Raw genomic sequence first — 25,089 nt, forward strand, 5'->3', positions numbered from 1 at the left:
GGTCCGACCGAGCCGACCCCCCCCCCCCGCAGGCCACCCCCGTCCCCCAGGGCCGTCAGGCTAGCGGCCGGTTCAGCGCTCCATACCCCGATTCAACTCATGCAACAGACGTGCGAGTTCGGACACCTCACGGCGGTCCCAGTCCGCAAGCCGCCCCGCGTACCGAGCCCGGCGCGCGTTCCGTACCCGTCCCACCCGGGACCGTCCCTCCTCCGTCAGCTCGACGAGCCAGGCGCGGCCGTCCGCGGGGTCCGGGGCGCGGGCGACGAGGCCCAGGGTCTCCAGGGCGCGCAGCTGGCGGGACATGGTCGCCTTGCCCACGCCGATGTACGCGGCGAGTTCCGTGGCGCGCTGTTGACCGGACTCGTCGAGCCGTACCAGCAGGCCGTACGCGGAGGACTCCAGGTCCGGGTGGACCTCGCGGGCCATCTCCCCCTGGTTGGCCCGGGCGCGCCGCAGGAGCACGGTCAACTCGCGTTCCAGCGCCAGGAATTCAGGCTGGTCCACACCGCTCCCGGACAACCCGGACCCGACTCCGCGTCCGCCGCCGTTCCCGTCTTCGTGCACGTCAGTCCCTGCCTCGGTTTTCCCGGTCGTGAAAGTTTCCGCCAAATTGCGCCGTCACCGCAGCTCGGTAAGTATTTCGCAGGGCTAGACCAACGGCAGCAACCGGTCCCTCTTCCCACCCGCTCGTCGACGTGCGTAGCTTCTTGACCAGGCGATGTCTGGCATGCCCACGCCACACACCCCGGCCGGGTGTCCCCCCACCGAGCATCACCGAGCCCTCGGAGGCACGCCATGCCCCTGCACAGACCCGGATCGCCCCGCCCGCGGCGCCTGCTCCTCGCCGGCGCCCTCACAGCCGTATGCGCACTGCTGCCCATAGGCCAGGCGTCGGCCGCCGAGTCGCCCGACGCCACAGCATCCGCAGCCGCAGCCGCCACAGCCACCGCCACACCTGCCCGCGGCACCGCCCGTATGGGCATGGGTGTCGTCGCCCACGACGGACAGGCTGGCCTGCCCGCCGACACCCGCGCCGCCCAGACCGAGGGCGTCGACGTGGCCAGCTACCAGGGCAACGTCGCCTGGACGACCCTCTGGAACAGCGGGGTCCGCTGGGCCTACACCAAGGCGAGCGAGGGGACGTACTACACGAACCCCTACTTCTCCGGGCAGTACAGCGGCTCCTACGGCGTCGGCATGATCCGCGGCGCGTACCACTTCGCGACACCGGACACCACGACCGGAGCAACGCAGGCCGACTATTTCGTCGACCACGGCGGCGGCTGGTCCGCCGACGGCAGGACCCTGCCCGGCACCCTCGACATCGAGTGGAACCCGTACGGCGACTCCTGCTACGGCAAGACCCAGAGCGCGATGGTGAGCTGGATCCGCGGCTTCCTGAACCAGTACAAGGCCCGCACCGGCCGCGACGCCGTCATCTACACCTCCACCAGCTGGTGGACCCAGTGCACCGGCAACTACGCCGGCTTCGCCGCCAACCCGCTGTGGATCGCCCGCTACGCCTCGACCGCGGGCACGCTGCCGGCCGGTTGGAGCGCCTACACGATGTGGCAGTACACCTCGTCCGGGCCGACGGTCGGCGACCACGACCGGTTCAACGGGGCGCTCGACCGGGTGCGGGCGCTCGCCGACGGCTGACCCCTTCCCCCGGCACGGCGAAGGCCCGGGCCTCCCTCACGAGAACCCGGGCCTTCACCTCATCCGATGACGCCCGTCACGCCGCCACCGGAACCTCCGGCGTCGCCGCGTTCGTGGCCGGCGCCAACGCCAGTTCCAGGACCTGACGGACGTCCGTCACGGCGTGGACGTCGAGCTTGTCCAGCACCTCGGCGGGGACGTCGTCCAGGTCGGCCTCGTTGCGCTTGGGGATGATGACGGTCGTGACGCCCGCCCGGTGCGCGGCCAGCAGCTTCTGCTTCACACCGCCGATGGGCAGCACACGGCCGGTCAGCGAGACCTCGCCCGTCATGGCGACGTCGGTCCGCACCAAACGCCCGCTCAGCAGCGACGCCAGTGCCGTCGTCATCGTGACGCCCGCGCTCGGGCCGTCCTTCGGCACCGCGCCCGCCGGGAAGTGGATGTGCGCGCCCCGGTCCTTCAGGTCTCCCACCGGCAGTTCCAGTTCGGCGCCGTGCGAACGGAGGAAGCTCAACGCGATCTGCGCGCTCTCCTTCATCACGTCACCCAGCTGGCCGGTCAGGGTCAGACCCGCCGCACCCGTCTCCGGGTCCGCCAGGGACGCCTCCACGAAGAGCACGTCACCGCCCGCTCCGGTCACCGCCAGACCGGTGGCGACACCGGGGACGGCGGTACGGCGCTCGGCCGGGTCCTGCGCCGACTCGGGCACGTGGTGCGGCCGGCCGATCAGGGCGCGCAGATCGGCGTCCGTGATGGTGAACGGCAGTTCCCGGTCGCCCAGTTCGTGCTGGGCGGCGACCTTCCTCAGGAGCCTGGCGATCGACCGCTCCAGCGTGCGGACGCCCGCCTCCCGCGTGTACTCCCCGGCGAGCTTGCGCAGGGCGCTCTCGTCCAGGGTCACCTCGTCCTTGTCGAGGCCGGCCCGCTCCAGCTGGCGCGGCAGCAGGTGGTCACGGGCGATGACGACCTTCTCGTCCTCGGTGTAGCCGTCGAGCCGGATCAGCTCCATACGGTCGAGCAGGGCCTCGGGGATGGCCTCCAGGACGTTGGCGGTGGCGAGGAAGACCACGTCGCTCAGGTCCAGTTCCACCTCCAGGTAGTGGTCCCGGAAGGTGTGGTTCTGCGCGGGGTCGAGGACCTCCAGGAGGGCCGCCGCCGGGTCGCCCCGGAAATCGGACCCCACCTTGTCGATCTCGTCGAGCAGGACCACCGGGTTCATGGACCCGGCCTCCTTGACGGCACGGACGATCCGGCCGGGCAGCGCGCCGACGTACGTACGCCGGTGACCGCGGATCTCGGCCTCGTCCCGCACACCGCCGAGGGCGACGCGGACGAACTTGCGGCCCATGGCGTGCGCGACGGACTCGCCCAGGGACGTCTTGCCGACGCCGGGCGGGCCGACGAGTGCGAGGACGGCGCCGCCTCGACGGCCGCCCACCACACCCAGGCCGCGGTCGCCGCGCCGCTTGCGCACCGCCAGGTACTCGGTGATCCGCTCCTTCACGTCCTCCAGGCCGGCGTGCTCGGCGTCCAGGACCGCCTTCGCGCCCTGGATGTCGTACGCGTCCTGCGTCCGCTCGTTCCACGGCAGTTCGAGCACGGTGTCCAGCCAGGTCCGGATCCACGATCCCTCGGGCGACTGGTCGCTGGACCGCTCCAGCTTGTCGACCTCCTTGAGGGCCGCCTCACGGACGTTCTCCGGCAGGTCGGCGGCCTCCACGCGCGCGCGGTAGTCGTCGGACTCCTCGGCGGTGTCCTTGGAGTCGCCGTTGAGCTCACGCAGTTCCTTGCGTACGGCCTCCAGCTGGCGGCGGAGCAGGAACTCGCGCTGCTGCTTGTCGACGCCTTCCTGGACGTCCTTGGCGATGGTCTCGGCGACGTCCTGCTCGGCGAGGTGGTCGCGGAGCTGCTGGGTGGCGAGCTTGAGGCGGGCCACCGGGTCGGCGGTCTCCAGCAGCTCGATCTTCTGGTCGGTGGTCAGGAAGGGCGAGTAGCCGGAGTTGTCGGCGAGCGCCGAGACGTCGTCGATGGCCTGGACACGGTCCACGACCTGCCAGGCGCCGCGCTTGCGCAGCCAGGCGGTGGCGAGGGCCTTGTACTCCGTGGCCAGTTCGGTGACATGGCCCGGCAGCGGCTCGGGCACGGTCTCGTCGATACGGGTGCCCTCGACCCAGAGGGCGGCGCCCGGCCCCGTGGTCCCGGCCCCGATGCGCACCCGTCCGCGGCCGCGGATCAGCGCGCCCGGGTCGCCGTCGGCCAGCCGGCCGACCTGCTCGACGGTGCCGAGGACGCCTGTGCCGGGGTAGGTGCCGTCGACGCGTGGCACCAACAGGACCTTGGGCTTGCCCGGCTCCGACCGGGCGGCGGCCTGGGCGGCCTCCACCGCGGCGCGTACGTCGGGGTCGTTCAGGTCGAGCGGAACCACCATGCCGGGCAGCACGACCTCGTCGTCGAGCGGCAGCACGGGCAGAGTGAGCGATGTGGACGTCGAAGCCATGATCTCCCCTTCGGCACTCAAGTTGAGCTATGCCGACTCAATGCACGTGAGCCTTGGATTGTTCCCCCGGGGGCGTTCGCTGTGAGCGATCACGTCTGTCGTGATGCGTGACCGGGCTGACGCGGCATCCCTAATGTAATAACCTCACAAGGCTTTCAGTCATTACCGGAGGGAGTGCCGTGGACCGGATCGTGCGGGCGTGGGTGGACGGATGGGTGCTCTCGCGCGGGGCGGCCCCGCCGGTGGTCGAGCCGTGGGGCTGCACGATCGACGTGGGCATGGACGGCCATGTCGCACGGCATGTGTTCGGCGCGATCGGCGACGACGTCGGGGAGACGGCCGTACGGAAGGTGGCCGGGGCGGTCATCGGTGCCGGGGTGTGGCTCAAGGCCTTCCGGGACCCTGCCGTGGTCGGCGGCTGGCTGGGCGAGGGCTGGTGGATCGACCCGGAGCCCGGCTGGCTGATGACGCTCCCCCTGACCACGGAAGCCGACGAGCCGACGGTCCCCGACGGCTACCGGCTGCGCACCTGGTCCCGCGGCGGCGTCACCCGCACCATGCTCGCCGCCCCCGACGGCTCCTGGGCGGCCCGCGGCCAGCTCGCCCCGACCGGCGCGACCGCGGTCGTCGACCAGGTCGAGACCTCACCGGAACACCGCCGCAAGGGCCTCGGCACGGTCGTCATGCGCACCCTCCAGCGGGCCGCCTCGGATCAGGGCGCGGAGACCTGCGTCCTGGCGGGGACGCCCGCGGGACGGGGGCTGTACGAGTCCCTGGGCTGGACGGTGAACGCACCGCTGACCAGCGCCAGGTTCACCGGCTGAGGGCACCGCGCGGTCGCGCCGCGACCGACGCCGAGACCTTCCTCGCCGCCCAGGTCCACCGGATGCGCGGCGCACCGCTCACCCCACCCGCCGGGGTGACGTACGACAAGGCCGGCCCACTGCTGTGGATCGCCGGGCAGTTCCGGGGATCCGTGAGCGGGCGGCGCGAGCTCGGGGCCGACGGGGACGCGCGGCGAGGCCGTGGGGTGGCTGTGGGGTGGCCGTGGAGTGGAAGACACAGGGCCACGACACCCTGGCCCCGACCTCGGCGAGCTGGTCTCCGCGGCCCGGCTCGCCTTCCGCGCGGGTACCGCGTTCGCGAGCCTGTGGGGCGGCTCCACGCTCTGCGCGTGGCGGGGACGGGGACCCGCGTCGGGTTCGAGGCGCTGACGACGACCACGCCGTACGTCTGGAACCCGCCCCGCGGGGACCGACCCGCGCGCCGATCGCCACAACACCGCAGGTCCGTCGTCATGAACCCGCAACGGCATTCACAGGAACTGCCTGCACACTGCAAGCTCGTTCACAGCTTGATTGAGCAGTTATACGGGTTTTTACGGGGACTTGGGGACGCACATGGCCGAGGAACAGCGGCGTGGGCCGGGGCGGCGGGCGTTGATCGCGGGCGCCGCCGTCGCGGCCACGGGGGCGGCGATCCCCTTCGTCACCAAGGGCACCGACAGCGACGGTGGCGGCAACTCCCCCACCACGAACGGGGTCCGCACGGCCGCCCCCGTCGCCAGCCGCGCCGCCTCCTCCCCCGGCACCCGCGGGGACGCCCGCCCCAACATCCTCCTGGTCCTCACCGACGACCAGCCCAAGGAGACGGACTGGGCGCTCCCGCAGACCCTCGACTGGCTCGGCGGCAACGGCACGACCTTCGCCCGCGCACACGCCAACACCCCGCTGTGCGCCCCGTCCCGCGCCTCGATCATGTCGGGCCGGTACGCCCACAACCACGGCCTGCTCGACACCCGCCACCCGTACCACCTGGACCAGCGCACCACGGTCCAGCGCCGGCTGCGCGAGGCGGGGTACCGCACGGGCCTGTTCGGCAAGTACCTCAACTACTGGCGCACCGGCGACGATCCGCCCCACTTCGACGAGTGGCTGCTCCAGGAGCCGGTGCGGTACTACAACGGCCACTACAACGACAACGGCACCGTCCGGAACATCCGCGGGTACAACACCACCGTCATCAAGGACCGCACCCTCGACTTCATCGAGCGGTCCCGTTCCGATCACCGGCCGTGGTTCGCGTACGTCGCCACGCGCTCGGCGCACGAGGTGAACATCCCTGAGCGGAAGTACGCCCACACGCGCGTGCCCGAGTGGCAGGGCCGCCCGTCGGTCTTCGAACCCAGCAAGGGCGACAAGCCGCACTTCCTGCGCGAGGCCCACCACACCTTCGCCCAGGGCAACGCGCTGCGCACGCGTCAGCTGCGCACCCTGCTCTCGGTGGACGACGCGATGCGCGACTTCCGCGACAAGCTGCGCGAGCTGGGCCAGTTGGAGAACACCCTGGTCCTGTTCACCAGCGACCACGGCCTGTGCTGGGGCGACCACGGCTGGCTGCGCAAGTCGGTGCCCTACCGCCCGAGTCTGGAGGTGCCCTTCCACCTGTCCTGGCCGTCCGGCGGTCTCGGCTCACCCCGCACCGACGACCGCCTCACCGGCCACGTCGACATCGCGCCGACCCTCCTGGACGCGGCCGGCATCACCCCGGACACCCCGCACGACGGCCACTCCCTCCTGGACGCCGGCAACGACCGCACCCACCTGCTCGCCGAGTGGTGGTGGAACCAGCAGGACAAGCAGCCGATCCACACCTGGGCGTCGTACATCGGCAAGTCGGAGCAGTACACGGAGTACTACCGCACCCGCCTCGCCGACGACGGCCGCCCGCGCGGCACCGGCAAGATCCTGTTCCGCGAGTACTACGACCTGCGCGCCGACCCCTACCAGCTCAGAAACCGCCTGCACGGAGCAAGCCCGGAGGACGAACAACGCCTCGGCATCCCGGCATTGGCGAGGGGACTGACTGCGGCGAGAGAGACCTAGGCAGGGGCTTGAGCAGGGGAACTGGCCCAAGCCCCAGGCAGGAGCTTGAGCAGGAGGAAATAGGGCGGGCCCAGGCACGAGGACCGGGCCGAGGGCTCGGCAGAGGCTAGGGCGGACCAGACGGACAGGCCGAGACCCAGGCGACGGCCTGACTCAGAGCCCGACAGAGCCGCAGACGGAGGCTTGGACAGGCCACGGGGCCAGGCCTATGCGGAGGCCCGCTTCAGGGCCTGGGCAGAAGGTCGGCCAGGAGTGCTCGCCCAGCGCCGCAGCACCGGCCACGTGGCCACCCCGATCGCCAGCGCCATCAGGTGCCCCCACTCCGTCATCGGGTCCGTGAAGGCGAGCAGGTCCTGGACCAGCATCCCGCCGAACAGCCCCAGCAGCGGCCACCGCAGCCACGGTGAGAGCAGCCCCGCCAGCGCGCCCGTGCCCGCGGCGACGCCGAAGCTGATGCCGTAGTCGAGGCGGTGCAGGGAACTGTCGGGCAGATGGCCGACCAGGACGGCGAGGCCCACCGGGAGCTCGGTCGCGAGCGTGGCCAGGACGTGGCCGAGCAGGAACACCCCGGCCGTACGCAGGCCGCCGACACGGCGCTCCAGCGCGGTCATGACCAGCAGGAAGCCGAGCACGTAGGGCGACGCGATCCCGCCCGCGATCCACAGCGCGCTGGCGAGCAGCACGAGTACGGGCGTGTGCACGAGGTGGGCCACGTCGGTGCTGGAGCCCTGGAGCAGGGAGTGGACGAGGGCGGGGTCCGCGTACTCGGTGACAAGCGAGGTGACGGCCAGGACGGCGGCGTAACCGAAGGTGAACGGCGTCCCGGTGGGGGTGGGGAGGAGACGCCAGGGGCGGATGCGGAAGCGGGGCTCGGGGGCGGCCGGCGGAACAGCGGCCGGGACAAGGCCAGGGACCGGGACGGACATCGACCCCCGCTGCTTCGGCAACCCGTCCAGCAGGCCCGATACGGCGGGCAAGCAAGCGTCGGGCGGAGGTTGCACCGCAGCCGTGGACCCCTCGGCCACAACCCCGGCGCCCGGCTCGGGCGCCGGCCCCGCCATGTCCTCAGAAGCCCGCGCGGCCACCTCGCTCCGTTCCACCGTGAGGCGCTCCTTCCGTTTCACCCCAGCCTTCGCGCTCACGTACCCCCGTGTCTGTGACCGGCGCCACGCGGACCCCGATTCACAGCCACTTCTCAAGAACCCTCCGGCAGTCCGATCCCTTCCACGGTGATCGCCCGCAACAGCCGGTCGGCGTACTGCCGGAACCGCCCGACCATGTCGAAGCCCTTCGGGTCGAGCACCCACTGGAGCTGGAGCCCGTCCATGACGGCGGCCGTCTCCTCCGAGAGGGCGACGGCATCCGTGTCCGGCCTCAACTCGCCGCTCTCGACCGCGCGCCGGAGGGCCGCGGACATGACCTGCACCAGCTCCGCGTACCGCCGTACGAAGTACGCGTGCGCGGGGTGGCCGACGTCGCCCGCCTCGGCGAGGAGGACGTTGAACATCCGGGTACGGCCGAGACGCGCGGCGTTGTACTCGTGGAGCCGGACGAGGTTGGCGTAGCACTCCACCGCGGTGGAGTGCTCCGTGGTGAAGAACCGCTCCTTGTCCTGGCGTTCCGTCCGCTCCAGGACCTGCACGAGCAGATCCTCCTTGCTGCGGAAGTGGTGCAGCAGACCGCCCTGGGTGATGCCGACGTCCTTGGCGATTCGGGCGAGGGAGGAGGCGTGGAAGCCCCGCTGGGCGAAGTGCTCCACGGCGGCGTCGAGGATCCGCGAGCGTCGCTCGTCGCCCACGGCGTAGGTGCCGCGGCCTGCGGATCTGCCGGTGGGGCTGCTCTCCTGGGGCTCCATGCCCGTCACGATAACCGACGCCCGGACCGCGGGTTACACGTGTCAAGGACCCCCATATTTCAAGCCATGTGCGGCGTGATTCTGCCCACGCGAACAAAACCTAGTACCCACTCGGTTTTGCTGTTTCCCTGAGCGGGCCGGCGCGCAACGAAGCCGCCCCCGTCCCCCAGGAGTGCCGCATGGCCGTGAGCCACGACGCCCCGCTCGACGCGACGACCTCCCCAGCGTCCGTCGAGACCCCTCAGCAGGCCGCCCCCGCCAAGCTGATCGCCACCCTCGCCCTCGCCCAGTTCGGCGCCTACCTCGCCGTCCTCACCCCGGTCATGGTGACCCTCGCCCTCCGGGTCAGCCAGATCGTCCCGGAGGCGGACCGCGGTGCCGCCCTCGGCCAGGTGCTCTCCGTCGGCGCGCTGCTCGCGATGCTGGGCAACCCGGTCTTCGGTGCCCTCTCCGACCGCACCACCGGCCGCTTCGGCCGCCGTCGCCCCTGGCTGATCGGCGGCATGCTGGCCGGCCTCGGCGGCCTCGCGGTGGTCGCCGTCGGCACCAACGTGCCGACCCTGCTGCTCGGCTGGGCCCTCGCCCAGCTCGGCATCAACGCCGCCCTCGCCGCGCTGACCTCCTGCATCCCCGACCTGATCCCGCCGCACCAGATGGGCCGCGTCTCCGGCATGGTCGGCATGACCACCCCGTTCGCGATCATCGCCGGCTCGGCGATGGCCCAGGCGTTCAGCGGCTCGATGGCCCTGGCCTTCCTGGTGCCCGGTGTGATCGGCCTGGTCACGGTCGGTTCGCTCGCCGCCGTGATGAAGGACCGCCCGGCCCGCGCCGGCGCCTTCGAGCCGTACAGCCTCAAGGAGTTCCTGCGCAGCTTCTGGGTGAACCCGCGCAAGCACCCCGACTTCGCCTGGAACTTCGCCGGCCGCTTCCTGGTCTTCACCGGCGCCTCCTGCGTCACCAGCTACCAGGTGTACTTCCTGATGGACCGCCTCGGGTACAGCGACGAACAGGTCACCGCGAAGCTCTTCACCGGCACCATCGCCATGGTCGTCGCGATCGTCCTCGGCTCCCTGCTCGGCGGCCAGCTCTCCGACCGCACGGGCCGTCGCAAGCCGTACGTCCTGGGCTCATCACTGATCATGGCGGTCAGCCTCGCCATGTTGGCCACCGCCCAGTCCTTCGGGATGTACGTCGCCGCCGTGGTCGTCTTCGGCTTCGGCGAGGGCCTCTACCTCTCCGTCGACATGGCCCTGGCCGCCGCGGTGCTCCCCAACCCGGAGGAGTCCGCCAAGGACATGGGCGTCCTGAACATCGGCAACGCCCTCCCGCAGTCCCTCGTCCCCATCGTCGCCCCCGCGTTCCTCGCGATCGGCGGTGGTGGCGGCAACTACAGCGCGCTGTTCCTGTTCGGCGCGATCGCCGCCGTGCTCGGCGCGCTGGCCGTGCAGTTCATCCGTAGCGTCAAGTAAGTCCACTTCTTAGGGAATTCCGGGATGACGACTCCCACGTACCGCGATCCGAACCGCCCCGTCGACGAGCGGGTGGAGGACCTCCTCTCCCGAATGACACTGGAGGAGAAGGCAGGTCAGCTCTTCCACACCATGCTGGCGATGGGCCCGGACGGCACCCTCGCCGAGGAGGGCGCGTTCCTCCGGTACGGCACCACCGAACTGGCCACGGAACGCCGGCTGACCCACTTCAACCTGATCGGCCAGGGCACCGCCCGCGAGATGGCCACGTGGGTCAACCGGGTCCAGGAACTGGCCGCGGGCACCCGGCTCGGCATCCCGCTCACCCTCTCCACCGACCCGCGTCACGCCTTCACCGACAACCCCGGCGCCTCCTTCCTGGCCGGCGACTTCTCGGCCTGGCCGGAGCCGCTGGGCCTGGCGGCCATCGGGGACGCGGAGTTGGTGGAGAGGTTCGCGGACACCGTCCGCCGCGAGTACCTGGCGGTCGGCTTCCGGGTCGCCCTGCACCCGCAGATCGACCTGGCGACCGAGCCGCGCTGGTCACGTCAGTCCGGCACCTTCGGGTCCAGCGCGGCGGTGACGAGCGAGCTGGTGGCGGCGTACATCCGCGGTCTGCAAGGGCCGAGGCTCGGCCCGTCCTCCGTGGCCGCCATGGTGAAGCACTTCCCCGGCGGCGGCCCGCAGAAGGACGGCGAGGACCCGCACTTCCCGCACGGCAAGGAGCAGGTCTACCCGGGCGGCATGCGCGACTACCACCTCGAACCCTTCAAGGCGGCCATCGCGGCCGGATGTTCGCAGATGATGCCGTACTACGGCCAGCCCGTCGGCACCGACTGGGAGGAGGTCGGCTTCGGCTTCAACAAGGACGTCCTCACCGGCCTGCTGCGCGAACGCCTCGGCTTCGAGGGCATCGTCTGCACCGACTGGGGCCTGCTCAACGACGCCGAGATCTTCGGCGAACCCGCCGAGGCCCGCGCGTGGGGCGTCGAGCACCTGTCCGTCGCCGAGCGCGCGGCGAAGGCCCTGGACGCGGGCACCGACCAGTTCGGCGGCGAGCAGTGTCCCGAGGTGATCGTGGAACTCGTCCGCTCCGGCCGCGTCACGGAGGACCGGATCGACGACTCCGTACGACGGCTGCTGCGCGAGAAGTTCGTCCTCGGGCTCTTCGAGAATCCGTACGTCGATGTCGACCGGGCCGAGGAGACCGTGGGCGCGGGCGAGTTCACCGCCCTCGGCGCCGCCGCCCAGCGCCGCTCGCTGACCGTCCTGACCAACGACTCCCTGCTGCCTCTCACCGGGCGCCCGGACGTCTACGTCCAGGGCGTGAGCGCGGAGACGGCGGCGGCGTACGGCAATGTCGTGGCCGACCCCGCCGAGGCGGATGTGGCGGTGCTGCGGCTGCGGACGCCTTTCGAACCGCGTACCGGTGCCTTCGAGTCCTTCTTCCACGCGGGTTCGCTCGCCTTCCCGGAGGACGAGCTGAAGGAGATCCTGCGGCTCCTGGACACCGTGCCGACGCTGGTGTGCGTCAATCTCGAACGGCCCGCCGTGCTCCCGGAGATCGCCGAGCGGGCCGCCGCGCTGGTCGCCGACTTCGGTGCCTCCGACAGCGCCCTGCTCGACGTGGCCTTCGGCCGGGCGCGGGCGGAGGGCCGGCTGCCCTTCGAGCTGCCGCGCTCGATGGCGGCGGTGGCGGCGGCGCGTCCCGACGTCCCCGACGACACACAGGACCCGGTGTTCCCGTACGGCCACGGGCTGGCCGTCTGAGACCGGCGGGGGCCTAAATCCACCCCGCCGTCCCGGGGTCCGGTCCGTGGGGGGCCGGGCCCCGGGTAAATCCCTGTGCACCCCGCACCGGACTGCCAGGATGGGCCGATGCCCATCTCGTACGACATCCCCGAAGTCCTGGACCGTCGCGAGGGCCCGCACGGTGAGGTCGTGCTGCGCAGGCACGGTGAGTTGTTGCAGATCATCGCCAACGGGTGCTTCCTGATGGACACCTCCGACGGGCGCTCGGAGCGGCTGCTGATGGACCTGGCGCTCGACTCGCTGGACGGGCGCCCTGAGCCGAGTGCGCTGATCGGCGGGCTCGGGGTGGGGTTCTCGCTCGCACACGCCGCCGCGGATCCGCGCTGGGGCCCGATCGCGGTCGTGGAGCGCGAGACGGCCATCGTCGACTGGCACCGAACGGGTCCGCTGTCCGCTCTCTCGGCGGCGGCGCTCGCCGATCCACGCACCGAGATTCTGGAAACGGATCTTGTCACTTATGTGAATGAGACCTCTGACACGTACGACGCGCTGTGCCTGGACATCGACAACGGCCCCGACTGGACCGTCACCGAGGGCAACGACGGGCTGTACTCGGCGACCGGACTGGCCAGCTGCGCAAGGGTGTTGAGCCCTGGCGGGGTACTGGCCGTGTGGTCGGCGCGGCCTTCTCCGGAATTTGAAGGATCCCTACGGAATGCCGGGTTCCAGCGGGTGCGTACCGAAGAGGTCCCGGTTGCCCGGGGCGTTCCGGACGTCGTGCACCTCGGGGTCCGACCTGGATAGCCGAGGCGTGGTTACTCCCCGTACGCTGCACCCCTGACGCAGATCATTCAAGCGTCAATCGCAAGCATGCGCACAGCCAGACAGCGGGATCACCCCACTGATTCCGGAAAGCAACCCTTGGGGCGGGCGATGGAGCAGACACACACCTCCCACAACGGCACGGCTACGGCCACTCCGGGCGCACAGCGCCGGGTGCTGGTGGTCGAGGACGATCCGACAATCGTGGAGGCCATCGCGACCCGCCTGCGTGCCGAGGGATTCCTCGTGCAAACCGCGGGCGACGGTCCGGCGGCGGTCGACACGGCCGAGGCCTGGCAGCCCGACCTGCTGATCCTCGACATCATGCTGCCCGGCTTCGACGGTCTGGAGGTCTGCCGTCGTGTGCAGGCCGCCCGGCCGGTGCCGGTGCTGATGCTCACCGCGCGCGACGACGAGACCGACATGCTGGTCGGCCTCGGGGTCGGCGCCGACGACTACATGACCAAGCCGTTCTCGATGCGGGAGCTGGCCGCACGCGTGCACGTGCTGCTGCGCCGGGTGGAGCGGGCCGCACTGGCCGCCGCGACGCCCAGAAGCGGCATCCTGCGCCTCGGCGAGCTGGAGATCGACCACGCGCAGCGCCGGGTGCGGGTACGGAGTGAGGATGTTCACCTCACCCCGACCGAGTTCGACCTCCTGGTGTGCCTGGCGAACACCCCGCGCGCGGTCCTCTCCCGCGAGCAGCTGCTCGCCGAGGTGTGGGACTGGGCGGACGCCTCCGGCACCCGCACGGTCGACAGCCACATCAAGGCGCTGCGCCGGAAGATCGGTGCCGAGCGGATCCGCACGGTGCACGGCGTCGGCTACGCCCTGGAGACACCGACGCCATGAGCGGCGGTCCGGCCGGACGGAGAGGCCCCGGGGAGCCCTGGGGCGGCGTGCGCCCGTTCTCGATCAAGACCAAGCTGGGTGCGCTCGTCGTCACCTCGGTCCTGATCACGACGGGTCTGTCGATGATCGCGGTTCGCACCAAGACCGAGCTGCGCTTCATCACGGTGTTCTCGATGATCGCCACACTGCTGATCACGCAGTTCGTGGCGCATTCGCTCACGGCTCCGCTGGACGAGATGAACGCGGTGGCCCGGTCCATCTCGCACGGGGACTACACGCGCCGGGTGCGGGAGAACCGCCGGGACGAGCTGGGCGACCTCGCCGAGACCATCAACCGGATGGCCGACGACCTGGAGGCCCAGGAACAGCAGCGCAAGGAACTCGTGGCGAATGTCTCCCATGAGCTACGGACCCCCATCGCGGGGTTGCGGGCGGTGCTGGAGAACATCGTGGACGGGGTCTCGCCCGCGGACCCCGAGACCATGCGTACGGCGCTGAAACAGACGGAGCGGCTCGGCCGGCTGGTCGAGACGCTGCTGGACCTCTCCCGTCTCGACAACGGGGTCGTACCGCTGAAGACACGTCGCTTCGAGGTGTGGCCGTACCTGTCGGGCGTGCTGAAGGAAGCCAACATGGTCTCCTCGGCGCGTGCGGGCATCGCTTCCGGATCGGGCAGTCACACGCGTACGGACGTGCATCTGCACCTCGACGTGACCCCGCCGGAGCTGACCGCGAACGCGGACCCGGAGCGCATCCACCAGGTCGTGGCCAACCTGATCGACAACGCCGTCAAGCACAGCCCGCCGCACGGGCGCGTGACGGTGAAGGCCCGGCGCGGGCCGCTGGCGGACTCGCTGGAGCTGGAGGTCCTCGACGAGGGGCCCGGTATCCCGCGCTCGGAGTGGCATCGCGTCTTCGAGCGGTTCAACCGGGGGGCCGTGAACCGGCCGCACGGGCCCGGCAGCGACGGCGGTACGGGGCTCGGCCTGGCGATCGCCCGGTGGGCGGTGGATCTGCACGGCGGCCGGATCGGAGTGGCCGAATCCGAGCGGGGTTGCCGGATCCTTGTCACCCTTCCGGGACTTCCATCTCTGCCAAGTTGACGTAAAGTTCGAACCGGAGCCACAAGATCCACCGCGGTCCGCACTGACGGACACGTGTGATCACGTGTGATCTGCCACAGGCCCGCGCCATCGGCGTCCGGGGTCTTGCTCCGCCTTTCCCATCTGACGCGGAACCACGCTTGTTTCCCGCCATTTCTGGCCCCGAAACACACTTTCCGGTGTGACTTACGCGACGATGACCTTGCTCAGCCTGACCTTCCCGGCCATGGGGGCGTAGCCTTTATTCCCGCTGTCCATCACCTTGTGAAGCGGAAGAGGGCGGTTGCCGCCGTGTCGCCACAGTCCCCCAGTAACTCGAGCATCTCGACCGACACCGACCAAGCGGGGAAGAACCCTGCGGCCGCGTTCGGTCCCAATGAGTGGCTCGTCGACGAGATCTATCAGCAGTACCTCCAGGACCCGAACTCGGTAGACCGAGCCTGGTGGGACTTCTTCGCCGACTACAAGCCGGGCGCGGCTGCCGCCCCGGCGGCGGCTGCTGCTCCGGCCCCTGCCGCCGCCCCGCCCGCTCCCGCGGCTCCTGCGGTGCCCGCGCCGGCTCCCGCCGCGCCTGTGGCCGCGCAGCCCGCGGCCGCCGCTCCGGCGCCCGTGAAGGCCGCCGCCCCGGCGCCGGCCGCCGCGAAGCCCGCCCCGGCCAAGCCGAAGGCCGAGCCCGTGGCCGCGTCCGCGTCCGTGGACGGCCCGGAGCTGGTCACGCTGCGCGGCCCCGCCGCCGCCGTCGCGAAGAACATGAACGCCTCGATCGAGGTGCCCACGGCCACGTCCGTGCGCGCGGTCCCGGTGAAGCTGCTCTTCGACAACCGCATCGTCATCAACAACCACCTGAAGCGCGCCCGGGGCGGGAAGATCTCCTTCACCCACCTCATCGGCTACGCGATGGTGCAGGCCATCAAGGCCATGCCGTCGATGAACTACTCCTTCGCGGAGAAGGACGGCAAGCCGACCCTGGTCAAGCCGGCGCACGTCAACTTCGGCCTCGCCATCGACCTGGTGAAGCCCAACGGCGACCGCCAGCTGGTCGTCGCGGGCATCAAGAAGGCCGAGACGCTGAACTTCTTCGAGTTCTGGCAGGCCTACGAGGACATCGTCCGCCGCGCCCGCGACGGCAAGCTGACGATGGACGACTTCACCGGTGTCACGGTCTCCCTGACCAACCCCGGCGGCCTCGGCACCGTCCACTCGGTCCCGCGTCTGATGCCCGGACAGTCGGTCATCATGGGCGTCGGCTCCATGGACTACCCGGCGGAGTTCCAGGGCACCTCCCAGGACACCCTGAACAAGCTCGGCATCGCGAAGGTCATGACGCTCACGTCGACCTACGACCACCGGGTCATCCAGGGCGCCGCCTCCGGCGAGTTCCTGCGCGTCGTCGCGAACTTCCTCCTCGGCGAGGGCGGCTTCTACGACGAGATCTTCGAGGCCCTGCGGATCCCCTACGAGCCGGTCCGCTGGCTCAAGGACATCGACGCCTCGCACGACGACGACGTCACCAAGGCGGCCCGGGTCTTCGAGCTGATCCACTCCTACCGGGTCCGCGGCCACGTCATGGCCGACACCGACCCGCTGGAGTACCGCCAGCGCAAGCACCCCGACCTGGACATCACCGAGCACGGCCTCACCCTGTGGGACCTGGAGCGCGAGTTCGCGGTCGGCGGTTTCGCGGGCAAGTCCCTGATGAAGCTGCGCGACATCCTCGGCGTGCTGCGCGACTCGTACTGCCGCACCACCGGCGTCGAGTTCATGCACATCCAGGACCCCAAGCAGCGCAAGTGGATCCAGGACCGCATCGAGCGCGCGCACTCCAAGCCGGAGCGCGAGGAGCAGCTGCGCATCCTGCGCCGGCTGAACGCGGCGGAGGCTTTCGAGACCTTCCTCCAGACGAAGTACGTCGGCCAGAAGCGCTTCTCCCTGGAGGGCGGCGAGTCCGTCATCCCGCTGCTCGACGCGGTCATCGACAGCGCTGCCGAGTCCCGCCTGGACGAGGTCGTCATCGGCATGGCCCACCGCGGCCGGCTGAACGTCCTGGCGAACATCGTGGGCAAGTCGTACGCCCAGATCTTCCGCGAGTTCGAGGGCAACCTCGACCCGAAGTCGATGCACGGCTCCGGCGACGTGAAGTACCACCTGGGCGCCCAGGGCACCTTCACCGGCCTGGACGGCGAGCAGATCACCGTCTCGCTGGCCGCGAACCCGTCCCACCTGGAGACGGTCGACCCGGTCATCGAGGGCATCGCCCGCGCCAAGCAGGACATCATCAACAAGGGCGGCACGGACTTCACCGTCCTGCCGGTCGCCCTGCACGGTGACGCGGCCTTCGCGGGCCAGGGCGTGGTGGCCGAGACCCTGAACATGTCGCAGCTGCGGGGTTACCGCACCGGCGGCACGGTCCACATCGTCATCAACAACCAGGTCGGCTTCACGGCGGCTCCCGAGTCGTCGCGCTCCTCCATGTACGCCACCGACGTGGCCCGCATGATCGAGGCGCCGATCTTCCATGTGAACGGCGACGACCCCGAGGCCGTCGTCCGCGTGGCCCGGCTGGCCTTCGAGTTCCGTCAGGCGTTCAACAAGGACGTCGTGATCGACCTCATCTGCTACCGCCGCCGCGGTCACAACGAGTCGGACAACCCGGCCTTCACCCAGCCGCTGATGTACGACCTGATCGACAAGAAGCGCTCGGTGCGCAAGCTCTACACCGAGTCCCTCATCGGTCGCGGCGACATCACCCTGGAAGAGGCCGAGCAGGCGCTCCAGGACTACCAGGGGCAGCTGGAGAAGGTCTTCACCGAGGTCCGCGAGGCCATCACGGCCCAGCCGGCCGCGGGACCGATCTCGGACCCGCAGGCGGACTTCCCGGTCGCCGTGAACACCGCGATCACCTCGGAGACCGTCAAGCGGATCGCCGAGTCCCAGGTCAACATCCCCGACACCTTCCACGTCCACCCGCGTCTGCTGCCGCAGCTCCAGCGCCGGGCGACGATGGTCGAGGACGGGACGATCGACTGGGGCATGGGCGAGACGCTGGCCGTCGGCTCCCTGCTGCTGGAAGGCACCCCGGTCCGGCTCTCCGGCCAGGACTCCCAGCGCGGCACCTTCGGCCAGCGCCACGCGGTCCTCATCAACCGCGAGACGGGCGAGGAGCACACCCCGCTCCAGTACCTCGCCGAGGACCAGGCGCGCTACAACGTCTACAACTCCCTGCTCTCCGAGTACGCGGTCATGGGCTTCGAGTACGGCTACTCGCTGGCCCGCCCCGACGCGCTCGTGATGTGGGAGGCGCAGTTCGGCGACTTCGTCAACGGCGCGCAGACGGTGGTCGACGAGTACATCTCGGCGGCGGAGCAGAAGTGGGGCCAGACGTCCGGCGTCACCCTCCTCCTCCCGCACGGCTACGAGGGCCAGGGCCCGGACCACTCCTCGGCCCGTGTCGAGCGCTTCCTCCAGCTCTGCGCGCAGAACAACATGACGGTCGCGATGCCGACCCTCCCGTCGAACTACTTCCACCTCCTGCGGTGGCAGGTGCACAACCCGCACCACAAGCCGCTGGTGGTCTTCACCCCGAAGTCGATGCTGCGTCTGAAGGCCGCCGCGTCGAAGACGGAGGAGTTCACGTCGGGTCAGTTCCGCCCCGTCATCGGCGACACGACGGTCGACCCGGCCGCGGTCCGCAAGGTCGTCTTCGTCACCGGCAAGCTGTACTACGACCTGGAGGCCGAGCGGATCAAGCGCGGCACCACGGACGCCGCGGCCGCCGAGACGGCGATCATCCGCCTTGAGCGGCTGTACCCGCTGCCGGGTGCCGAGCTCCAGGCGGAGATCGCCAAGTACCCGAACGCGGAGAAGTACCTGTGGGCCCAGGAAGAGCCGGCGAACCAGGGCGCATGGCCCTTCATCGCCCTCAACCTGATCGACCACCTCGACCTGGCGGTCGGCGCGGACGTCCCGCACGGCGAGCGTCTGCGGCGCATCTCGCGTCCGCACGGCTCGTCGCCTGCGGTGGGTTCGGCCAAGCGTCACCAGGCCGAGCAGGAGCAGCTGGTGCGTGAGGTGTTCGAGGCGTAGGTCTCGGCACGAGTACCGAAGGGCCCGGTCCCCGTCTGGGGGCCGGGCCCTTCGGACCTGTCCGGAGGGGGACATGTGAGCAGGCGTCGGATACGGAAGATGCTGCGCGAGATGAGCGGCGGCGGCCCCGTCAGCGCCACCAGTGCGTTGGGGACCATCCGCACGCTCTCCCGGCTCGCCTTCTACGCCGAGCAGTTCGGGTACCGGTACGCGAGCGTGCACGAAGTGAACCGGAAGTTCCAGATCCTGGTCGTGCCCGACCCCGATCCGCGGGCCCTGGCACGGGCGGCGCACAACTGGACGTGGTACCCGGACGCCGCCGACGGGGGTGCGCTGCCGCCTCTGGACGCCGACGCGGTCGCGGTCCTGAAGGCACGCATGAGCTTCGAGCTGGCCACCCGGTTCACCGAGAAGCAGATGATCGGGATCACGGTGTTCGGCTTCACCGGTCTGGCCGTCGGCCCCTGGATCAAGTTCGGCCTCGTCGTCGGCGGCCCGCTGTGGGTCGCCTTCATGGCCCTCGTCGCGGTCCTGCTCGTCGCCAACCGCCGCTACCGGGCCAAGCACTCCGCGGTGCTGGAGAGCGCGGGCTTCACCGCGGTGACGGATCCGGACGGGCGGCCGCGGTATCTGCCACCGGCCGCCGACCGGCGGGACTGACTACTCGTCGTCCTCGTCGTCGTCCAGCCGCGCCAGCCACGTGGCCAGCCGCTCCACCGGCACCTCGAAGTCCGGGTTGAGATCGACGAACGTCCGCAGCTGCTCGGCGAGCCACTCGAAGGTGACCTCCTCCTGGCCGCGCCGCTTCTCCAGCTCTTCGATGCCACGGTCGGTGAAGTACAACTCTCGCTCCTGATACGGACGGGCACTGCCCTGGGACCTACTCCCTCAGGGTATGCCGTGCGTCAGTCGCGGGGGCGGGCGAGGTCGTACGCCAGGCCCAGGGCCCCGTGCCCGAGCAGCAGGGCTCCCGCCGTGAGCCAGCCGCCGCTGCGGCGGCGCAGTCCGAGGGCCGTGAGGGGGATTCCCGCGGCCACCTGGGCGAGGGCCAGGACGCGGGCCCTGGGGGTGCCCGCCCAGGGGAGCCAGGGGCCCAGGCGGCTGTTCTCGACGACGTCGAGTTCCGCGCGGACCGCGTCCCGCCAGCCCGGCCACGCGACCGGGAGGGCGTCCGGCTGGACGCGGGCGACCTCGCGGAGGCGGTCGGCGGGGTCGCCGGGGGTGAGGCCGGCGGGGAGGGTCAGGCCCGCGCGCGTGAGGACGGCGAGAAGGCCGCGGAGGCGGGCTCGGGCGTCGGCCGCGGAGTCGGGTTTCGTCAGCTGGTCGAGGGACTGCACGTCCAGGACCGGATCGAGCCCCAGACGGGCGGCGAAGGTGCGCATGGCCTCGTCCTCGCCGGCGGGGGTGCCGTTGGCGAGCCAGACGTAGCCGACAGGGCGGCGGAATCCGGAGGCGAGCGTGTAGCCGCTGCGGTCGGCGTCCCACCACAGGGCCAGGACGGGCCAGGGGGCGCCGACGGCGAGCGCGGTGGCCCAGCCGGTGAGCACACGGTCGACCGGCTCGCCGCCCTGCTGCCAGGGCTTGCCCTCGGGGACGAGGACGCTCCACTGCGCGCCCGCGCTCGTGAGCAGCATGCGTTCGCGCAGCAGTTGGGCTGCGGGGGCGACGGACTCGGGTTCCGCGCGGCAGAGCAGCAGGGCGCCCGGGGCGGGTCCGGTACGAGGGGCACCGGGACGAGGGGCTTCCGTCGGCGACATGCTCACACGCTAGGTGGATTCATATGGTTTGGTCATTTTTGGGGCGCGAACATCCCCAGAACGGGTGTCTTGACTTTCCGTTCCCGCGATATATCGTGAATAGCGGAAGACGCGATATGGCGCGTGTGGCGTCACGGGGAGGTCTGCACCATGTCCGAATGGTCCGTATCGGAGCCGAGGAAGCTCACGTTCGACGAACCGGTGAGCCGGCTCCATGTACGCATCGTCAATGGAACGGTGAACGTCGTGGGCACGGACGAAGGTTCCGCCCGTCTGGAGATCTCCGAGCTGGAGGGACCGCCCCTGGCGGTGACCCAGGAGGACGGCGTCCTCACGGTGGCCTACGACGATCTGCCCTGGAAGGGCTTCCTCAAGTGGCTGGACCGCAAGGGCTGGCGGCGCAGCGCCGTTGTTTCGCTGGCCGTACCGGCGGACACCCGGGTCGAGGTGGGCGTGGTGGGCGCCGCGGCCGTGGTCTCGGGGATCGACGGACACGCGGAGGTCAAGGGGGTCACCGGCGACACCACCCTCGTGGGGCTCACCGGTCCCGTCCACGCCCACACCGTCTCGGGAAACCTGGAGGCCCAGGCCCTTCGTGGAGACCTCCGCTTCAACTCCGTCTCCGGGGACCTGACCGTGGTCGAGGCGGGTTCCTCGGTCAAGGCGGAGTCGGTGAGCGGTTCGATGATCGTCGACCTGGACCCGACGAGCCGCCCGACGGACATCAACCTGACGAGCGTCTCCGGCGAGATCGCCATCCGGCTCCCGCACCCGGCGGACGCGGAGGTCGAGGCGAACACCGCGAGCGGGAAGGTCTCCAACGCCTTCGAGGACCTGCGGGTCGGCGGCCAGTGGGGCGCCAAGCGCATCACCGGCCGGCTCGGGGCGGGCAACGGCAGCCTCAAGGCGACCACCGTCTCGGGCTCGATCGCCCTGCTGCGCCGACCGCCGGCCGAGGACGTGCCGTGGGACGTGGACCCGGCAGACGTGGACCCGGCAGACGTGGACCCGGCAGAGGTGGGCCCGGCGGACGTGGGCGCGGCGGACGTGGGCCCGGTGCCCGAGGCCGGGGACACCGGCCCGGTGACCGACGCACGGAGCGACTCGGGGGACAATTCCGTTTCCGGCCCGGGTGACGGCGCTTCCGCCGCAGACACGGCCGACGCCGATGACACGGCCGACGCCGACGACACCCCGGCCGACGGCACGACCGACAAGAAGGTGCTCTGACATGCCTCCCGTCTTCGCCCACGGCCGCCTCCGCCTCTATCTGCTGAAGCTGCTCGACGAGGCCCCTCGCCACGGCTACGAGGTGATCCGGCTGCTGGAGGAGCGGTTCCAGGGGCTGTACGCACCCTCGGCCGGCACCGTCTACCCCCGCCTCGCCAAGCTGGAGGCCGAGGGCCTGGTCACCCACACCACCGAGGGCGGCCGCAAGGTGTACGCCATCACGGACGCGGGCCGCGCCGAACTGGCCGACCGCAGCGGTGAGCTGGCCGATCTGGAGCTGGAGATCCGGGAGTCGGTCGCCGAACTCGCCGCCGAGATCCGGGCGGATGTGCGCGGCGCGGCGGGCGACCTGCGGCGCGAGATGCGGGCGGCCGCCTCGGAGGCCCGCGGCGGCGGTGAACAGGGCGGCTCCCCCGGGGAGTTCGGGGACCACGCCGACAACGAGGCGTGGCGGGCGGCCAAGGAGGAGATGCGCCGCGTCAAGCAGGAGTGGAAGGAGCAGGCCCGGCGCGCCAAGGACGAGAGCCGGCGGGCCCGCGAGGAGGCCCAGCGGGCCCGGCGTCAGGCCAAGGAGGCGCAGGAGCGGGCGCGGGTCCAGGCGCAGGAGGAGGTGCAGCGCATCGCACGGCGGGTCCAGGAGCAGGTGCAGGACCACTTCGCGCGGGGCGACTGGCCGACGGGGGTGCGTGAGGGGCTGACCGAACTGGCCAAGGAGTTCGGCGAGTTCGGGCGGGACTACGGCAGGGAGTTCGGCAAGGACTTCGGGTTCGGGCACGGACACGGGCACGCGGAGAAGAGCGCCGCGAAGTCGGCGCCGGGCGCGCCCGAGTACTCACAGACCCCGGAGGACTTCCCCGCCGACTACGAGCCTGCCTGGGCCCATGAGGACGGCACCGGGGACTCGGCCCGCGACCTGGACCGGCTCCTCGACCGTTTCCGGGACGACATCCGCGACGCGGCCCGGGACCATGGCGTCACCCAGGACCAACTGCGCGACGCCCGCCGGCACCTGTCGACGGCCGCCGCGCACCTCGGGGCGCTGCTGCGGACACCGAAGGCCTGAATCCCCGGACCCGGAGCGCGCCCGCTCAGCCGGCTTTCGCCTCCCCCTCGCCGTAGAGCACACGGGTCAGCGACGCGTAGGTCACCCCGTGGTCGGCGAGCACCTCGCCCGGTACGCCGGGGCGGACGGTGAGGGCGAGGAGGAGGTGCTCATCGCCGACGTGCCGATCGCGGCGGGCGACGGCGGTGCGCAGGGAGCGCTCCAGGACGTCCTTGGCGTCCCGGCCGAAGGTGCGGCGACCGGACCACCAGCTCTTGTCCTTGCGGTCACCGGACATCGCTCCGACCCCGTGCGCCTCCTCGACCCGGGCGACGATCTCCGCGACGTCGATGCCGAGTCCGGCGAGGGCGTCCGCCTCGGCCTGGGAGAGGCCGGCGCGACGGCGGGACTCGGCCAGAGACCGCCGTACCGATTCCTTCCGGTCCCCCGCGAGGCCCAGCGAGGCCAGCGCGAAGGAGGCTCGGCTCGCCTCGCGGTCGAGCAGCGCGAGCAGGAGGTGCTCGGCTCCGACGGTGGCCGCGCCCGTCCGTTCGGCGTGCGCGACGGACGTCTGGACCACCGCGCGGGCGTCCTTGGTGAACCGCTCGAACATCAATGCCTCCCGTACTTCTTGTGCACGGCCTGCCTGCTCACTCCGAGTTCGGCGGCGATCTCCTGCCACGACCAGCCCTGGTTGCGCGCGCTGCGCACCTGCACCGACTCCAGCTGTTCGAGGAGCCGGCGCAGGGCGGCGACGGCCCGCAGGCCGACCCGTGGATCGCGGTCGCCCGCACGCTCGGCGAGATCCGTCGCATCAGTCATGGCGTCAACCTACGTTGACACCACCTCGATGTCAACCAAAGTTGACACCTCGGGTACGGGAAAGGCGGGCCCGGCACCCCGGACCCGCCTCACTCCCCCACGTCAGGAATGCGTGAGCACGATCTTCCCGAACTGCTCGCCCGACTCCAGCCGTTCGAAGCCCTCCCGGGCCCGGTCCAGCGGAAGCACCTCGTCGATCACCGGGCGCACCCCGGTGGCGGCGCAGAAGGACAGCAGGTCCTCCAGCTCGTCCTTGGTCCCCATGGTCGACCCGACGACCTTGAGCTCCAGGAAGAAGATCCGGGTCAGCTCGGCGTGCGAGGGCCGGTCACCGCTGGTCGCGCCGGAGATGACGAGCGTGCCGCCGGGCTTCAGCGACTTCACCGAGTGGGACCAGGTGGCAGCGCCGACGGTCTCGATGACGGCGTCCACGCGCTGCGGCAGCCGCGCCCCCGACTCCAGGGCCTCCACGGCACCCAGCTCGATCGCCCGCTTCCGCTTGGCCTCGTCCCGGCTGGTGGCGAAGACCCGCAGACCGGCGGCCTTGCCGAGCACGATCGCGGCCGTGGCGACACCGCCGCCGGCGCCCTGGACGAGGACCGAGTCGCCGGGGCGTACGCCCGCGTTGGTGAAGAGCATCCGGTACGCCGTCAGCCACGCCGTGGGCAGACAGGCGGCCTCGGCGAAGGAGAGCTCCTTGGGCTTGGGCAGGACGTTCCAGGTCGGCACGGCGACCTGCTCGGCGAAGGTGCCCTGGTAGTGCTCGGTCAGGATCGAGCGGGGCTCCTTGGGCCCGACGCCATGACCGCTCTGTCCGATCACGGAGTGCAGGACGACCTCGTTCCCGTCCTGGTCGACACCGGCGGCGTCACAGCCGAGGATCATCGGCAACTTGTCCTCGGACAGACCGACACCCTTGAGGGACCAGAGGTCGTGATGGTTGAGGGAAGCGGCCCTGACATCGATCACACTCCAGCCGGAACGGACCTCGGGAGCCGGGCGCTCCCCCAACTCCAGGCCGTTGAGCGGCTGGTCACGGTCGATGCGGGCGGCGTAGGCAGCGAACATGATGTTGACGATAGGTTCCCCCGCGCCTCGGGGGAACCGGGCACCTCTGTGACACATACCCTCTTGCCCATCCAGCCGGCCCAGCCTTCGAGACCAAGGCCGCACCCACAGGGACCCGCACCCCACAACGTCGGCCCACGCCTTTCAGCCCGCCCGGCCTTCGAGACCAAGCGCTCTCCCTCCCCAACAC

The 25,089-nt window shown here is 70.9% G+C and carries 21 protein-coding genes; 12 read left to right on the top strand and 9 right to left on the bottom strand.

The window, feature by feature from the left end; translation table 11 throughout:
* Nucleotides 1-72: 72 nt before the first annotated feature.
* Entirely contained in the window at nt 73-567 is a 495-nt protein-coding gene (locus HLK59_RS33515) for a MarR family transcriptional regulator (protein ID WP_171145350.1), read from the bottom strand.
* 231 nt (nt 568-798) lie between these two features.
* Between HLK59_RS33515 and HLK59_RS33520 the strand changes: the two genes are divergently transcribed.
* Nucleotides 799-1,662 (top strand): lysozyme, encoded by an 864-nt coding sequence (locus HLK59_RS33520; RefSeq protein ID WP_171145351.1) that lies wholly within the window; start codon nt 799-801, stop codon nt 1,660-1,662.
* 76 nt (nt 1,663-1,738) lie between these two features.
* Here HLK59_RS33520 and lon read toward each other — a convergent pair whose 3' ends face one another.
* Complete coding sequence (lon, locus tag HLK59_RS33525) at nt 1,739-4,159, bottom strand: endopeptidase La (RefSeq protein WP_171145352.1); 2,421 nt, start codon at nt 4,157-4,159, stop codon at nt 1,739-1,741.
* A 179-nt stretch (nt 4,160-4,338) separates the two neighbouring features.
* On the opposite strand from lon, the gene HLK59_RS33530 reads away from it, so the two are divergent.
* Both HLK59_RS33530 and HLK59_RS33535 read left to right on the top strand, forming a co-directional pair.
* Nucleotides 4,339-4,983, top strand: coding sequence for a GNAT family N-acetyltransferase (locus HLK59_RS33530; RefSeq protein ID WP_171145353.1), 645 nt, complete (start codon nt 4,339-4,341; stop codon nt 4,981-4,983).
* 576 nt (nt 4,984-5,559) lie between these two features.
* Complete coding sequence (locus HLK59_RS33535) at nt 5,560-7,044, top strand: sulfatase (protein WP_171145354.1); 1,485 nt, start codon at nt 5,560-5,562, stop codon at nt 7,042-7,044.
* 206 nt (nt 7,045-7,250) lie between these two features.
* Here the strand turns inward: HLK59_RS33535 and HLK59_RS33540 are convergent, their stop codons facing one another.
* Both HLK59_RS33540 and HLK59_RS33545 read right to left on the bottom strand, forming a co-directional pair.
* A complete protein-coding gene (locus HLK59_RS33540; protein WP_240982786.1) occupies nt 7,251-8,105 on the bottom strand; it encodes a rhomboid-like protein in 855 nt (284 codons plus the stop codon).
* A 134-nt stretch (nt 8,106-8,239) separates the two neighbouring features.
* Nucleotides 8,240-8,899, bottom strand: a complete 660-nt coding sequence (locus HLK59_RS33545; protein WP_171145355.1) for a TetR/AcrR family transcriptional regulator — start codon at nt 8,897-8,899, stop codon at nt 8,240-8,242.
* Nucleotides 8,900-9,078: 179 nt separating this feature from the next.
* On the opposite strand from HLK59_RS33545, the gene HLK59_RS33550 reads away from it, so the two are divergent.
* The 7 genes from HLK59_RS33550 (at nt 9,079) to HLK59_RS33580 (ending at nt 19,640) form a co-directional block, all read left to right on the top strand.
* Complete coding sequence (locus HLK59_RS33550) at nt 9,079-10,368, top strand: MFS transporter (RefSeq protein ID WP_171145356.1); 1,290 nt, start codon at nt 9,079-9,081, stop codon at nt 10,366-10,368.
* Nucleotides 10,369-10,392: 24 nt separating this feature from the next.
* Nucleotides 10,393-12,138, top strand: coding sequence for a glycoside hydrolase family 3 N-terminal domain-containing protein (locus HLK59_RS33555; protein ID WP_171145357.1), 1,746 nt, complete (start codon nt 10,393-10,395; stop codon nt 12,136-12,138).
* Between the two features lie 108 nt (nt 12,139-12,246).
* Nucleotides 12,247-12,924: a spermidine synthase gene (locus HLK59_RS33560; RefSeq protein WP_171145358.1), complete on the top strand. Its 678-nt coding sequence runs from the start codon at nt 12,247-12,249 to the stop codon at nt 12,922-12,924.
* A gap of 129 nt (nt 12,925-13,053) precedes the next feature.
* The gene (locus HLK59_RS33565; protein ID WP_046261291.1) at nt 13,054-13,794 is read left to right on the top strand and encodes a response regulator transcription factor; all 741 of its coding nucleotides are present in this window, start codon (nt 13,054-13,056) and stop codon (nt 13,792-13,794) included.
* On the top strand, nt 13,791-14,897 hold the full coding sequence (locus HLK59_RS33570; RefSeq protein ID WP_171145359.1) for an ATP-binding protein: 1,107 nt from the start codon (nt 13,791-13,793) through the stop codon (nt 14,895-14,897). The genes HLK59_RS33565 and HLK59_RS33570 overlap by 4 nt, the downstream gene beginning before the upstream one ends.
* A 291-nt stretch (nt 14,898-15,188) precedes the next feature.
* A complete protein-coding gene (locus tag HLK59_RS33575; protein ID WP_171145360.1) occupies nt 15,189-18,980 on the top strand; it encodes a multifunctional oxoglutarate decarboxylase/oxoglutarate dehydrogenase thiamine pyrophosphate-binding subunit/dihydrolipoyllysine-residue succinyltransferase subunit in 3,792 nt (1,263 codons plus the stop codon).
* A 75-nt stretch (nt 18,981-19,055) separates the two neighbouring features.
* Nucleotides 19,056-19,640, top strand: a complete 585-nt coding sequence (locus tag HLK59_RS33580; protein WP_171145361.1) for a hypothetical protein — start codon at nt 19,056-19,058, stop codon at nt 19,638-19,640.
* On the opposite strand, the gene HLK59_RS33585 is transcribed toward HLK59_RS33580, so the two are convergent.
* Together HLK59_RS33585 and HLK59_RS33590 are read right to left on the bottom strand one after the other, a co-directional pair.
* Nucleotides 19,641-19,823: a DUF6104 family protein gene (locus HLK59_RS33585; RefSeq protein WP_046261288.1), complete on the bottom strand. Its 183-nt coding sequence runs from the start codon at nt 19,821-19,823 to the stop codon at nt 19,641-19,643.
* 62 nt (nt 19,824-19,885) lie between these two features.
* Nucleotides 19,886-20,737, bottom strand: coding sequence for a hypothetical protein (locus HLK59_RS33590; RefSeq protein ID WP_171145362.1), 852 nt, complete (start codon nt 20,735-20,737; stop codon nt 19,886-19,888).
* 150 nt (nt 20,738-20,887) lie between these two features.
* Here HLK59_RS33590 and HLK59_RS33595 point away from each other — a divergent pair, with 150 nt between their 5' ends.
* Nucleotides 20,888-21,967, top strand: coding sequence for a DUF4097 family beta strand repeat-containing protein (locus tag HLK59_RS33595; protein WP_171145363.1), 1,080 nt, complete (start codon nt 20,888-20,890; stop codon nt 21,965-21,967).
* Between the two features lies 1 nt (nt 21,968).
* The gene (locus HLK59_RS33600) at nt 21,969-23,030 is read left to right on the top strand and encodes a PadR family transcriptional regulator (protein WP_171145364.1); all 1,062 of its coding nucleotides are present in this window, start codon (nt 21,969-21,971) and stop codon (nt 23,028-23,030) included.
* A gap of 25 nt (nt 23,031-23,055) precedes the next feature.
* Here the strand turns inward: HLK59_RS33600 and HLK59_RS33605 are convergent, their stop codons facing one another.
* From HLK59_RS33605 to HLK59_RS33615, 3 genes are all read right to left on the bottom strand, one after another.
* Complete coding sequence (locus HLK59_RS33605; protein ID WP_171145365.1) at nt 23,056-23,622, bottom strand: Clp protease N-terminal domain-containing protein; 567 nt, start codon at nt 23,620-23,622, stop codon at nt 23,056-23,058.
* Nucleotides 23,622-23,831 (bottom strand): HTH domain-containing protein, encoded by a 210-nt coding sequence (locus tag HLK59_RS33610; protein WP_171145366.1) that lies wholly within the window; start codon nt 23,829-23,831, stop codon nt 23,622-23,624. Before HLK59_RS33610 ends, HLK59_RS33605 begins: the two co-directional genes overlap by 1 nt.
* Nucleotides 23,832-23,933: 102 nt before the next feature.
* Entirely contained in the window at nt 23,934-24,899 is a 966-nt protein-coding gene (locus HLK59_RS33615; protein WP_171145367.1) for a zinc-binding dehydrogenase, read from the bottom strand.
* Nucleotides 24,900-25,089: the final 190 nt, after the last annotated feature.

It is taken from the genome of Streptomyces sp. S3(2020) (assembly GCF_013044505.1).
Classification (GTDB): Bacteria; Actinomycetota; Actinomycetes; order Streptomycetales; family Streptomycetaceae; genus Streptomyces.